Annotated in this window: 10 protein-coding genes; all 10 read left to right on the top strand. The window is 57.9% G+C overall.

All coding sequences use genetic code 11. The features are described 5' to 3' along the window. The 10 genes from tssF (at position 1) to AC5O5R_RS14920 (ending at position 14223) form a co-directional block, all read left to right on the top strand. Entirely contained in the window at positions 1 to 1767 is a 1767-nt protein-coding gene (gene tssF, locus AC5O5R_RS14875; RefSeq protein ID WP_494514489.1) for a type VI secretion system baseplate subunit TssF, read from the top strand. Beyond that, positions 1731 to 2747: a type VI secretion system baseplate subunit TssG gene (gene tssG / locus AC5O5R_RS14880; RefSeq protein WP_172219601.1), complete on the top strand. Its 1017-nt coding sequence runs from the start codon at positions 1731 to 1733 to the stop codon at positions 2745 to 2747. Before tssF ends, tssG begins: the two co-directional genes overlap by 37 nt. Then, the gene (locus AC5O5R_RS14885; protein ID WP_494514490.1) at positions 2744 to 3301 is read left to right on the top strand and encodes an FHA domain-containing protein; all 558 of its coding nucleotides are present in this window, start codon (positions 2744 to 2746) and stop codon (positions 3299 to 3301) included. The genes tssG and AC5O5R_RS14885 overlap by 4 nt, the downstream gene beginning before the upstream one ends. Next, positions 3298 to 4092: a type VI secretion system lipoprotein TssJ gene (tssJ, locus tag AC5O5R_RS14890; RefSeq protein WP_494514491.1), complete on the top strand. Its 795-nt coding sequence runs from the start codon at positions 3298 to 3300 to the stop codon at positions 4090 to 4092. The genes AC5O5R_RS14885 and tssJ overlap by 4 nt, the downstream gene beginning before the upstream one ends. A 46-nt stretch (positions 4093 to 4138) precedes the next feature. Next, complete coding sequence (gene tssK, locus AC5O5R_RS14895) at positions 4139 to 5476, top strand: type VI secretion system baseplate subunit TssK (RefSeq protein ID WP_494514492.1); 1338 nt, start codon at positions 4139 to 4141, stop codon at positions 5474 to 5476. A gap of 64 nt (positions 5477 to 5540) precedes the next feature. Beyond that, positions 5541 to 6347, top strand: coding sequence for a type IVB secretion system protein IcmH/DotU (gene icmH / locus AC5O5R_RS14900; RefSeq protein ID WP_494515469.1), 807 nt, complete (start codon positions 5541 to 5543; stop codon positions 6345 to 6347). A 129-nt stretch (positions 6348 to 6476) separates the two neighbouring features. Then, positions 6477 to 6992: an Hcp family type VI secretion system effector gene (locus AC5O5R_RS14905; RefSeq protein WP_494514493.1), complete on the top strand. Its 516-nt coding sequence runs from the start codon at positions 6477 to 6479 to the stop codon at positions 6990 to 6992. Positions 6993 to 7067: 75 nt separating this feature from the next. After that, on the top strand, positions 7068 to 9053 hold the full coding sequence (locus AC5O5R_RS14910) for a type VI secretion system Vgr family protein (protein ID WP_494514494.1): 1986 nt from the start codon (positions 7068 to 7070) through the stop codon (positions 9051 to 9053). A 30-nt stretch (positions 9054 to 9083) separates the two neighbouring features. After that, positions 9084 to 9515, top strand: coding sequence for a DcrB-related protein (locus AC5O5R_RS14915; RefSeq protein ID WP_494514495.1), 432 nt, complete (start codon positions 9084 to 9086; stop codon positions 9513 to 9515). A 52-nt stretch (positions 9516 to 9567) separates the two neighbouring features. After that, complete coding sequence (locus tag AC5O5R_RS14920) at positions 9568 to 14223, top strand: RHS repeat-associated core domain-containing protein (protein WP_494514496.1); 4656 nt, start codon at positions 9568 to 9570, stop codon at positions 14221 to 14223. The last annotated feature ends 3 nt before the right edge of the window (positions 14224 to 14226 follow it).

Consider the following 14226-nt stretch of genomic DNA (forward strand, 5'->3'; position numbering starts at 1 on the left):
ATGTCACTCAAGGACCGATTCAGCGAAGAGTTGCGTTACCTGCATGAGCTGGGGAACGACTTCGCCAAAGACAACCCACAACTTGCCCGGCTGCTGGGCAAGGGTGGCAGCGACCCGGATGTCGAACGCCTGATGGAAGCCTTTGCCTTCCTCACGGCCAAGCTGCGCCTCAAGCTGGAGGATGACTTGCCAGAGCTGACGCACCCCATGCTGCAGCTGCTGTGGCCCAATTACCTGCGGCCACTGCCGAGCGCCACCATTATCCAGTTCACACCACTCAAGCAAGCGCTCAGCCAATCGCAACGCATTCCCAAAGGTTCACAGCTGTTCTCTAAACCTGTGGACGGTGTGCCTTGTGAGTTTCGCACCTGCACGGCAGTGGATATCCATCCGTTCGAGATCGAATCGGTAAGCGCTACCCAGACGCTTGACAGTTCGGTGGCAAGCATCGAGTTGCGCACCTTGGTCGAGCGACCCTTGAACACCCTCGGCTGCAACAGTCTGGATTTCCACCTGAGCGGTGATACCGAGACTGCCCGCACGCTGTACCTCTGGATCGCTCAATACCTCAAGCATGTCGCTGTGACGATCAATGGCGAGGTCCGCAGGCTGCCAGCCAGCAGCATCGTCTTCCCAGGCTTCAGCTCAAACGAAGGGCTGCTGCCTTACCCGCAGAACGTCTTCGACGGCTATCGGATCTTGCAGGAATACTTTGTATTTCCAAAGCGCTTTCACTTCTTCAGCATCACCGGACTGCAGAAGATCTGGCCCGATCAAGCAACTCAGCAGGTGGGCATTGAACTTCACTTCACCCGCCAGCTCCCGGATTCGTTGCGTATCGGCACGGCGGACTTCAGCCTGTTCTGCACGCCGGCGGTAAACCTGTTCAGCTACACCGCCGAGCCTATCGACCTCTCCAACCGGCACGCCCCTTCTGACCTTACGCCCAGAGGTAAAGCGCGGCATGCGTATGAAATTTTCAGTGTTGATCGAGTGATCAGCACCCGTACGACAACAGACGGCAGTACCGGCGAACACCTACGTACCTTCCGCCCCTTCGAATCGTTCGCCCATGAGATCGAGCACGCTCAAGGACGCACGGCGCTGTACTACCGCTACACCCTCGAAGAGTCCTTGCGCGGCGATGGCGTCACGCACCGTATCGCTTTCGTGCGCGCCGATGCCAACGCCTACACCGGTGAACTGGAAACGGCGTCTATCGACCTGACCTGCACCAATCGCGATCTACCCCTGGCATTGGGCGTCGACGACATCAATGTGTTTTCCGAAGTCACGCCGCCGCTGACCACCTATACCAACATCTGTAAACCGACACGCCCCTATCGGCCGGTGCTGGATGGCCAGTTGCAGTGGGCGCTCATTTCCAACATGTCGCTCAACTACCTGTCGCTGCTTTCGGCCGAGCCGCTGAAAGCGGTGATTCGTGCCTATGACTTCGTGGCATTGCACGACCTGCAACAGACACGCACCACCCATAAGCGCCTCGAAGGCATCCGCGATGTTCAAACAGAACCTCTGGATTGGCTAATCAAAGGCCAGCCCATTCGCGGGCTACGCACACGGCTGAAGCTGGATCAGGCCGCCTTCCTCTGCGAGGGCGACCTGTACCTGTTCGGCTGCGTGCTCGCGCACTTCTTCGCCCTGTACGCCAGCATCAACTCCTTCCATCAACTGGAAGTGATCAACACTACCAACAACGAGCACTACACATGGCCCATCCAGACCGGCAAACAACCGCTGATCTAGCCGACAAGCTGCTCGCCGACGCACACCAGTACAACTTCTACCAGTTGCTGGAGCGCCTGCACGGCCTGCACGGGGATGACCTGGAACCGCGTTGGCCGGACCGGGCCACTCGCCTGCGCGTGCGGCTGGGCAGCGACCCGCGACTGACCTTTCCGGTTTCCGACGTGTACAAAGCCGAGCGCATGCCCGAAGCCGAAGACCGCTATCGCGTGTGCACCACCTTCATGGGCCTGCACGGCACAGACTCGCCCTTGCCAACCTATTACCTGGAAGAAGTGTCATACGAGCATGCCCACGGGATTGGTGTACGGCCGGCGTTCTTCGACTTCTTCAATCACTACGTGCTGAGCCTGCTGCACCGCATCTGGCGCAAGTACCGCTACTACATTCGTTTCCAGCCGGGTGCCAGCGATGGGTTTTCCCAGTACATCTTCGCCCTGCTCGGGTTGAATGACAAACAGCTGCGCGGTGATACGGCACTACCCTGGAGCCGGCTGCTCAGTTTCGCCGGTGTGATCGCCAGCCGCAGCCGTGCACCAGGCACGGTCGCCGGCATCATCGCCCACTGTTTTGACTTGAAGCAGGTGCACATCCGAGAGTTCGAAAGCCGCTCGGTTCCCACCACTGCCACGCAACAGGTGAGCCTTGGCTGCAGCAACGGTGCACTGGGTAGCTCCTTCATGGTCGGCAGCCGCACGCGAACCCGCAGCAGCAAGTTCACCATCGTGATCAGCGAGCTTGATCAGGAACAGTTGCGTGACCTGTTGCCCAGCGGCATCAACTTCAATCGCTTGCGTGCTCTGATTGATTTCCTGTTGCGTGATGGTCTGGCCTACGACCTGGAGCTGCGCCTGAAGCAGAACGCATTGTCGCCCTTCTGCCTGCATCCTGCCAAGGGCGCCTACCTGGGCTGGACCAGCTTTGTCGATGATCACCACGGCCAGATCAGCCCCGTCGTGCGATTCCGGGGGCGCTCATGAGCACATTGACCTTGAGCATTACGAACCTTGATCAATTGCAGCACAACGTCACTATCCGGCATCAATTCGATTGCACAGGCGGCACCATCGGCAGCGCCGAAGCCACGTGGCGGATCAACGATCGGGAGCAGACCGTTGCGCCGATTCACTGCGAAATTCGCTGGATAGAGGGCAGCTTCTGCGTCATTGACCGCTGTCAGCGTACCTACCTCAACGACAGCCACGACAGCTTGGGTTCGCTCGCCCCCAGGCGACTGCTGGAGGGTGACCGACTGCGCGTTGGCACCTATCGACTACAGGTTCAACTTTCGCAGGCCGATGCACGCTCTCTGGAGGACATGTTCAGTCCTGAACAGCGAACCCTTGATCACTGGCTAGTGGAGGTTCCAGCCAACGCCCGGCAACCCATTTCAGGCGCCACGCAGGTTGTCGCAGACATCTGCTCGGTCTTCGCGCCAAGTATCGGTAACGATCCTTTGGCGGCACTGGACGCTGCAACGGGGCCAACGCAATCGAGCCCGCTGGAACACCTGATTGCAGGAGAACGCCCATGACGCGTCATTCATTCGTGGTCGTTCTACTGACGGCACTGATCGGACTCTCGGGCTGCACGGCTCTGAGTAAAATCGGCCAAGTGATCAAGGATCCATCGGTGCCCGTCGGGGCGACCAGAGAGCATCCCACCCAAGTCGCGTTCAGCATCAATGCCAGCCCGACGCTCAACGGCAACGCGCACAGCGTCGATGTGTCAGTTGAGCAGCCTGGCGTTCTGGAACCCAGTCCCTATGCCGTCAGCTTAAGCGCTGGCGACCCTTACGCCTTGACCGAAAAAGTCGGGACGCTGCTCGAATACCTCCAGGAACAGTTCCCGGGAATGTCACCCGTCGCGGTGTCAGTGGACGAGGACAATGAGCCACATCGCTCCCCCTTTGAGGAAAGCACGCCCGGCCGCTACGAAGACCCGACCGTGGTGCTGACCTTACCCCACACCGCCACCCTGGCTGGCGAGTCAATCGCCACGCCCATGGCCATCAAGATCCTTCAGCTGCGCGACGACTCGCTGCTGCGCAACAGCGTCTACGAACTGCTGGACAAGGATCCGGCCAAGGCGCTGCGCAGCACCTACATTCGCGATGACGACTACCTGCTGCGACCTGGCCAGTTCAAGTTCATCCCCTTTGCGCCCATCGAGCCCGAAACCCGTTTCGTCGCAGTTATCGCCGACTACCGCAACCAGGAGAACGCCACATGGAGCCAGGTGCTGCGTATTCCGCCGCGCGGCCACCAGATCATCCTGTCTGTATTGCTCAACGACACGCAGGTCCTGCTCAAGGAAGAAGACTGATGGCAGCCCAGTCCCTCTCATTTACTCACGCTGACACGGAGCGCTCATGAGTTCACGAAACCCCGTCCTGTGGCCTGAAGGCCTGTTCGTCAAACCGCAGCATTTCCAACAGGCGGCCCGGGCCGCTGAAGCGGCCCTGCATCAGCGCCTTGGCAGCCTGAACGCAGCCTTCTATGGCTTCAGCGAACTGCAGTTGAATGATGAGTACCTGAGCCTTGGCAAGATCGCCATCACCCGCGCGCGGGGCATCATGCCGGACGGCACGGTGTTCGATATCCCTGCTGACCTGCCGCCACCCCCACCGCTGGAAATCGAGGACGACGGCGCCAAAGACAGCGAGATTTTCCTGTGTCTGCCGCTGCGTACCGAAGGTGGCCGCGAGGTGAGCTGGCCTGACAATACCGCCAACTTCCGTTACAGCGCGCAGGCAGAGGAAATCAAGGACACGCACAGCGTCGACGGCGACCTGGTGCAGGTTGACCTGGCAGTGCCAAACCTGCAACTCAAACGCAAAGCTGACGATAGCAGCGCTTACACAAGGCTGGCCCTGGCACGCATATTGGAACGCCGCCCCGATGGCAGCCTGCAACTGGACGAAGGGTTCTATCCCACCAGTGTCTCGGTACGCGCCATACCGGCACTGCAACGCTTTCTGGAGGAGATCACAAACACCCTGCGCGAACGTGCGCGCAACCTTGCCGCCCGCATCGGTGCTTCAGGTCAGTCGGGTATCGCCGACATCCGCGACTTCAACTTGCTCCAGGCCATGAACCGCTGGTGGCCGTGCTTCCAGCATCTGGCCAGGCAAGGCCAGACGCACCCCGAGCAGCTTTATCTGTACATGAGTCAAGCCTGTGGTGAGTTCGTCACCTTCACCGACGAGGCCCGTCTGCCGCAGGAATACCCTGCCTATCGCCACACAGCGTTGCGCACTTCGTTCAAACCTTTGGAAGACACGCTGCGCCGCGCGCTGAGCACGGTACTTCAGCCGCGCGCCGTGTCGCTGCCATTGGAAACTTTGAAGTACGGATTGATGCAGACCACGCTGGACGACCGTCGCCTGATCGATCAAGCCGACTTCATCCTGGCAGTGCGCGCCAATCTGCCACCGCAAACGCTGCGCCAGATGTTTGTGCAGAAGGCCAAAGTCGTTTCGCTGGAAGCGTTGAACGAGGTCGTGCCGCTGCAACTGCCGGGTATTCCACTGGTGCCGCTACCCGTGGCGCCACGGGACCTGCCTTTCCATGCAGGCTTCACCTACTTCGAACTGGACCGCCGCGACCCGAGCTGGGCGGGCATGAAAGGCTCTAATGGCTTCGGTATTCATGTCGCGGGCGAGTTCCCGGGGCTTGAGCTGCAGTTCTGGGCAGTCAGGAGTGAATGACATGACAGACAACAACACCCGCCCCAATGATGCCGCACAGATTGAAAGTAGAAACCTGCAAGCGATGATAGAGGCGTCATTGTCCGGCGACTCACCCGTCCCCGCAGAAGCTGAAGGCTCCGAACAAAAGCCCAAGCCAGAGCCTGTGTATGCGGGGTACGCAGCCGATCCAGAGTTCCAACTGCGAGGTGGCTTCGCAAACCTGATGTTGGACGCCGCCGCCCCCTTGTTCGGCCTGGTCATGCGTCTGCGCACGTTAGATGAACTACCCAACATCCGGGACGTGCACCGACAGGTGCGCAATCAGGTTGAGAACATCAGGGAAGAGATGCGCCAGCACGGCTATGAGCACACGCAGCTGCTGGCCTACTCCTACGGTCTGTGCCTTTACATCGATGAAGCGGTCATGGAAACCCCCTGGGGCCAGACCAGCTGCTGGAGCCAGGAGCCCCTGCTCAGCATCTTCCACGACGAAACCTGGGGTGGGGAGAAAGTCTTCACTGTGCTCTCGCGCCTGATGCAGGAGCCAGAGCGCTATCAGGACGTGCTGGAGTTCATGTACTTCGCGCTGTGCCTGGGCCTGAAAGGCAAGTACGCCATCGCGCCGAAAGGCGAAGAGTCTCTGAACGGCCTCATTCACCAGCTTCACGGGATCATCCGCGAACTGCGCGGCCCCGTGCCGGAATCGGTCGGCGATCCCTACACCAACGTGGCCCCGCGCAACTTTCGTATGAACCGGCAATGGCCCTGGTGGAGCCCGTTGGTGATTTCTGCAGTCGCCATGGCGGGGGCTTACGGCATCTACAGCTACCGACTGCATCTGATTACCACCGAAGTCCTGGAGTCGCTCAACGGCATCTTGCAGCAGTAAACAACCGACACCCGACGCAACGGAAACGAATTAGCGAGGCGATTGCCTCGTTGAAAAAGCCCATCGATTCCGATGGCCACGCTGCCGTTTGTGCGCGTGCTTATCCACATGGACGCAGGAGAAACTGCCATGCCAACACCCGCTTACATCAAGATCGAAGGCCAGAGCCAAGGCAACATCACCGCAGGCGCCTTCACCTCTGACTCGGTCGGCAACGTGTTCGTCGAGGGCCATGAGGACGAAATCATGGTGCAGGAAATCAAGCACCAGGTGACCGTCCCGACCGACCCGCAAAGCGGCCAGCCCGCCGGCCAACGGGTACACAAGCCGTTCATCTTCACCAGCTCGCTGAACAAGGCGACACCGCTGATGTACCAGGCCCTGGCCAGCGGCGAGATGCTGCCGGCTGTTGAAGTCAACTGGTACCGCACTTCGGTGGAAGGCAAGCAGGAGCACTTCTTCACCACCAAGCTGGAGGACGCCACCATCGTTGACATCAACACGGTGCTGCCGCATGCGCAGGACCAGAACAACGCCAACTACACCCAGCTAATCGAAGTGGCCCTGTCCTATCGCAAGATCTCATGGGCCCATGTGGTGGCTGGTACCGAAGGCTCGGACGACTGGCGCAAACCGATCGCCTGACCCCACTGAAATGCCCCAGGCAGCCTCGCGCTGCCTGGGCTTTTTGACTCTTCAGACGGCGGACAAGGATCTTTTATGCCTAGCCAATCTGATTTGCGCTACAGATTCGAGCCACTGGTGGGCGACGTTGAGTTCGAAGTGGTGTCGTTTGAACTCAGGGAAGCGATCAGCGCACCCTTCACCCTGGAGTTGGAGCTGGTCAGCTTCGAGCCCGATATCGACTTCGGCCAAGTGCTGGACAAACCAGTAGTACTCACCATCCTGGATGAAGAAGGGCCGGTACGTTACGTGAACGGCCTGGTGAGCAGCTTCAGCCAGGGCGAAAGCGGCTTTTACCGCACCTACTATAACGCGCTGGTCGAACCCATTCTGGCCCGCGCCGGCCTGCGTTCGAACTGGCGCATCTTCCAGCAAAAAACCGTGCCGCAGATTCTTGAGTTGATGCTCAAGCGTCAGGGTATCGATCAATACGAGCTTCGCGTGAGCATGGACCACCCGGTGCGCGAGTTCTGCGTGCAAGCGGGCGAGACCGACCTTGACTTCATCGCCCGCATGGCGGCTGAAGAGGGCTTCGTCTATCGCTTCGAGCACAGTGAAAAGCTGCATAAGTTGATCATTACGGATCAGCTGCTATCCCTTGGGCTGATCAGCCATGGCGCGCTCAAGACTGACAATGATGACGAAGGCTTCTTTGAAGGCGAAGAGGTTATCGACCCCAACACCGTGCTGTACCAGTGCAACAGTGGCGGCGATCAGGCCAGACCTTGCCTGCGACGCTTGCGCTACAGCGAGCAGGTCCGAACCTCACGACAGGTCCAGCGCGACTACACCTTCACCCATCCGGCGTATCGACAGGAACACCGTGCTACCGGCCCTTTTCTAGAGCACCAATCCGCCGACTACGAACGCTTCGACTATCCCGGTCGGTACAAACGCGACGCCGTGGGCAAACCGTTCACCGAGAACCGGATCACCGCCCTGCGCCATGATGTGCGCATCGCGGAAGTTCAGGGCGATGACGTCAGGCTGCAGCCTGGCCTGAGCTTCACACTCACAGGCCACCCGCGCGATGACCTGAATGCGCATTGGCGTGTGAACAGCGTGGTTCACAAGGGCAGCCAATTCACCAGCCTCCAGGAAGAAGCAGCCGGCGTTGATCAAAGCACACGCTATGAGCAAACCACTCAACTTGTCCCCGGCAGAACCGAGTGGCGCCCCGCCCCTTTGGAAAAACCCCGTGTCGATGGGCCACACATGGCCACTGTCGTCGGCCCGCCCGGCGAAGAGATCTACTGCGACGAATGGGGCCGGGTCAAGGTCAGCTTTCCGTGGGACCGGGAGAGCAACAACAACGAATTCAGCTCCTGCTGGGTGCGGGTATCCCAAGGCTGGGCCGGTGGCAGCTGGGGCTCGATGGCCATCCCGCGTATCGGCCAGGACGTAGTCATCCAGTACGTCAATGGCGACCCTGACCAGCCGATGATCACCGGGCGCACCTATTGCGGCAATCAGCTGCCGCCCTACGACCTGCCCGACCACAAGACCCGCATGACCATCAAGAGCCAGACCCACAAGGGCGATGGCTTCAACGAGCTGCGTTTCGAAGATGAGCTGGGCAAAGAGGAAGTCTTCATTCATGCCCAGAAAGACCAGAACACGCAGGTCAATAACAACCAATCACTCACGGTTGGCGTAGACCGCACCCAAAAGATTGGGCAGGACGAATCCATTGCCATCGGGCGTAACCGGCTACGCGCAGTGAAAGCGAACGACACGCTGAAAGTCGGCGGCGGCAAGAACGACCTGATTGCCGGCGACTACGAAGTGGAAGCCGGCAACACGATCCGCCTGAAGTGCGGCAAGACACTTATCGAAATGCATGCCAACGGTACCCTCAACATCACCTGCGAAACCTTCAATCTCACCGGCCAGCAAAGCGGGCAGATCAATACGCCCGCAGCGAAGCTCGATCTTAACCCTGAAGGTGGGCAAGCAGGCGCTACCGCAAACGGCCGCGACGGCAGCGGGCTGAAAGCCGACGTGGATGGGCATTTCGAATAACCACACAAGATCCAGAAAGGACTCCTGCGCATGACTGAATACCTGACTCACGATGTGCTTCTCGATCTGGGCGAGGAAGCACCCGAAGACCTGACCCTGAACATGCTGCGCTTCGCCAACCGGGGAACGACATTAGTAGTGGCGCGCAGCCCGGTCACACACAACAAGACCTTGGACGAAGCCATTGACGAGCAACTGAACATGCTTCGCAAAAAATCGAAGGCAATGACCATCACAGCCCCTCAAGTCGCAAGGCTGGGAGGCGCAGAGCACTCCGTGGAGGCTCGCGAGATGGCCATTCAATTCATGGTAGGCGACAAGCGCAACTTCCAACTCCAAGCGGCCTGCCTGGTGCCCTATCAGCAACGCTTGTTAGTGCTCAACTACAGCAAGCCCGGCCCATTGGGTGAAAGCGATATCGAGCACTGGCGCGGGATTAAACAAAAGCTCCGCTTTGCCTAAGTCCCTCTTCTGATTAGGCCAATCCCTCCTAACCACATAGAGCTTGAAAACTATGGCGCAAACCGTCCATGCAGCCCGTGAGGGCGATGCAATCCTACACCCGTCGCTTGCCGCCGAAATGATCAGCGCAATCGCCGAAGCCGTTATTTACGCAGCAGCAACTGCTGCCGTTGCCGCCGCCATCAGTCTGGCCGTTGTAGGCACCGTAGCGACCGGCGGCGCAGCCAGCATCGCCATCGCTGCCGTCGCCGGCGTGGCGGTCGGTGCAATGAGCAGCCTTTCGGTCGGCGAAGATCAGACTATTGGAGGTGCGATCTCCAGTTTCTGCGACGATCTTGGCAACAGTGTTGACGCGCCTGATCCCTACGGAAAGATTGAGAGCGGGTCAGGCAATGTCTTCATCAACAGCAAGCCCGCCGCTCGCGCAGCGGGTATTACGGGCCCACCGGGCGGCGAAGCGGCCGAGGGCGAGCAAGCCGAACCTTCCATTCTGGAGAATGTAGGTTCCATGGCGATGGCTGCGGCGCCCTATCTGCTCCCGGTCTTGGGGCTGGGCATGGCGATACGTGACATCTTCAACCCGCCCGTCACGACGCCAAAGGATCCAGGCGCGGATTCCCGGGATAAAGATACGATTTCCTGCAGCCGACACCCACCTCTGCCCAACAACCAGATCGCCCAAGGCTCGGACAAGGTTTTCATCAACGGCCAACCCGCTGCGCGATCAGGTGACAAGACCACCTGCGATGCCACTATCGATGTGAATGAGAACGTGTCGCCGAATGTGCGCATTGGCGGCGGGACGGCGACGGTTCGTGACATTCGTAATGGCAAAAGCAAGATTGCGATGTTTACAGGGATTATTGCCGGGATACTTATTTCACGACGGTTTGGGCGTATCAAGGGTTGCAAGATTGGTAACCCAGTGGCTGTAGCCACGGGCAGCAAATTTCAGGACGGTCCCGAAGACACTGACTTCATCCTTCCAGGCCTGCTCGGTATCGAATGGTCGCGCCGCTACGATAGCAGGGACATTCGCAGTGGTGGCCTGTTCGGAATGGGCTGGAGTGTCCCTTATGAGGTAGAACTTGTCCGTGTCCCTCATCCTGAAGGCGGCAAGTTATCTATCTACATCGATGAGGAAGGTAACCGACTGGAACTAGGACGCCTGAGCGCCGGCGATGCCTTCGTCAGTGGCGTAGATGGCCTGGCTTTTTTCCAGTTGGAGGATGGTCAAACCGTTGTCGAGGACATTCATGAGGGGCGCTACAAGGTCTTTGATGTCGACCCGCTCGACCCTTATCGCTCCAGACTCATCAGGCTGAGCGACCGAAATCTCAACTTCGTGGATGTGCTTTACGACAATGAAGGTCGCCTGCAAGCGCTCTATGACAAATACGGGCAGACCGTGGTCCAGCTTCATTATGAAGCTGTGCATGCAAGTCGCGTATGCAAGGTTTCGCGGGTTTTCCTTTCAAATGACAGTGCCCCCGCTATCGAGCGGAACGAGCTGTTGGTCAGCTACGGTTATACCGACAGTGGACAGTTACAAGAAGTCCTGGATGCGACAGGTCAGGTCGTGCGCCGCTTCAGCTATACCCATGAGGGCTATCTGAAGCGTCACCAATTGGCGAGCGGCGCCGTCCGCGAGTACGAGTGGGCACGCTACGCCATTCCTGAAAAGCGCCCTGCGCCGAGACGCGCAGATGGTACACCCTATCGACTGCCGCCTTTGCTCGAGCCGCAACCTGACCATGAATGGAGGGTGATTCGCCACTGGGGAAGCGACGGGGAAAAGTACGAGTTCGAATACAACCTCGAAGAAGGCGAAACCCTCGTAACAGACGGACTGGGGCGCGCGGACCGCTACTTCTGGGGCCCGTTGTACGACGTTTACAAGCATGTCGACGCTCTGGGCAACTGCTGGCAAGCAGAGATCATCGCCGGGCAGTTGATCAAACGGACTGATCCGCAAGGCGGCGAGTGGCACTACAGCTATGACGATATCGGCCGTTTGATTGAAACGCGTGACCCACTTGGGCGAAGCGAACACATCAGCTATCTGCGCCACTGGGCGCTACCCGTTCAGGTCACCGATGGAGCCAGACGTAGCCGACGCTACGGCTATGATGCTCATGGCAATTTGCTGTGGGAGCAGGACCCACTGGGCTGCAGCACCCAGTATCAGTACAACTCGGAAGGCCGCGTTATCCGCGTCACCGATGCCATCGAAAAGACCAAGCACCTGGGTTGGAACACCCGTGGCCAGCTGCTCAGCTATCGCGACTGCAGTAACAACCAGACGCTGTACCACTACGACGTGCATGGCCGCCTGAGCGAAAGCATCAATGCCCGAGGGGAGCATACTCACTTCTGCTATGACGCTCGCGGCTATCTGGTAGAAAGTAAAAGGCCCGATGGCCGCATAGATCGCTATGAAGTCGATGCCGCCGGCCAGCTGACTCGTTACATCGATCCTGGGCATAAAACCCTGCAATTCCACTATGACCGCAGCGGTCGCTTGGTCGAACGCTTGGACGCCATGGGCCACAGCGTAAGATTTCGATATGACGCCTATGGCCGATTGCTACAACTCACCAATCAAAATGATGAATCTTATCGCTTTGGCTGGGACGATCTGAACCGATTGGTTGCACAGGACGATCTGGATGGCAGTGGTCGAATTTATGAGTACGACGTACTTGGTGGGGTCATCAGTCTCACCCATGTACCCTCCCCTGATGAACAAGCACCACTATCCGATAACGCCCCAGCAACGCGTAAGACTTCAATCCGCCATGATCTCAAACGCGATGCCGCTGGCCGCCTATTGAGCAAACACACAGAGGATGGTATCACCGACTACAGCTACGACACCGCCGACAATCTGTTGTCCATCATATTCACTAACAACCATGGCGAAAGGCAGCACCTTGAATACAGCTATAACTCTGCAGGGCAACTGCTGAGCGAAACCAACAGCGCTGGGTTGTTGCAGTACTGCTACGACGAACTGGGTAACCTGCAAACCCTCACCCTACCCGATCAACGCAAACTAAATTATCTCTACTACGGCAGTGGACACCTGCACCAGATCAACCTGGACGGCAGGGTCATCAGCGACTTTGAGCGTGACTCCGTGCATGACGAGGTTATGCGCACACAAGGCAACCTGCTTACACGTACCCGTTATGACCCAAGTGGGCGTTTGAATGGAAAGGCAATCCACTACCGCGATGCCCCCCCTGAAGTTCTTCCACTTCTGGACAAGACCTATCGATATGACGCCAGCGACAACCTCATCGCCGAAGTGCTAACTCAGACCCAGCGCAAAGACATGTCCAGCGCTGCAAACGACGAACATGCCGAACTCGAAAAAATCATTGGCCGACTCCACAACCTGCCCCATACGGGTACGAGCTACACAGGCAGCAATCGGTATGGCTACGACCCTAACGAACAGCTGCAGACCGTCCAGCAGTCACGCCCTAACTGGCTAGCGACACAGGTCGAGGATTACAAGTACGACAGGGCCGGCAACCTAATTGACAGGCCCAAGCTCAATGGTTTCATCAAGCACAACCGTGTGCTGGTTTATCAGGACAAACAATATCGCTATGACCGGTTTGGTCGTCTGTGCGAGAAGTGGGTTGGCACCAATTGGGTGCAATATTTTGAGTACGACAATGAACATCGTTTGGCTTGTGTGGAGCAGTACCGAAATGGCGAGCATGAGCGTGTGGTTTTTGGCTACGATCCACTGGGCAGACGTACTAGCAAGGAAGTCTACCGGAAGGGCGGTCTAGCGCCTTACCGGCGAACTGTATTCCACTGGCAAAGCTTCCGCTTGCTACAAGAGGTGCAGAGTGGTCTGACGAGTTTATATCTATATGCCAGTCTGGGCAGCTATGAGCCGCTGGCACGAGTCGATGGTAAACCTGACAGTTGGATTGTTAACTATTTTCACACTAACTTGTCAGGCCTTCCGGAACAGCTGACCGACTCATTCGGCAACGCGAAATGGTGCAGTCGGCATCAAGGCTGGGGGAAAAGCTGCGAAGAATGGACCAGCGATCAATCACATGTAGAGCAGAATCTACGATATCAGGGGCAATATCTAGACCGAGAAATTCAGCTGCATTACAACACCTTTAGATTTTACGATCCAGATATTGCAAAATTCACCCAGGCCGATCCTATTGGCATCATGGGTGGCTTCAACCTTTACTCATACGGTCCAAACTCAAATACCTGGAATGATCCACTTGGCCTAGACTGGAACTATGTTCTCGCAGATAGTAATGGCCCATACTATCATGGTCGCGCATCGGATAAGACCACCCTCCAAAATGTAACTAGGCGCCATAGTAGAACTATAGGAATGGATGGATTCCGCTTCGGCCCCGGAGACACCATTCTTCAGGTTACACCCGTCGGCACTAGAAGAGACATAGTCAGAGGTATTGAGGACATCGGAAGCCGCGAAGATGGCATTCTCGGCCGAGGGACAGGTAGAGTGAGAGGAAATGTTGATCCCGGTGTCTCAGAGAAGAACATTAACCGACCAGGATACTTAGCCCAAGGCAAGGCCTACCTCGAAAGCAAAGGGGTGTCGAGCCCGAGCAAGTTGCCGTCGCTTAACCATATAACGTACCCCAAAACACCGAAAGCCTCACCGAAACCGCCCACCCCTAGAACCTGCCCGTGAGAA

Source organism: Pseudomonas sp. 8_5_2, assembly GCF_059295255.1.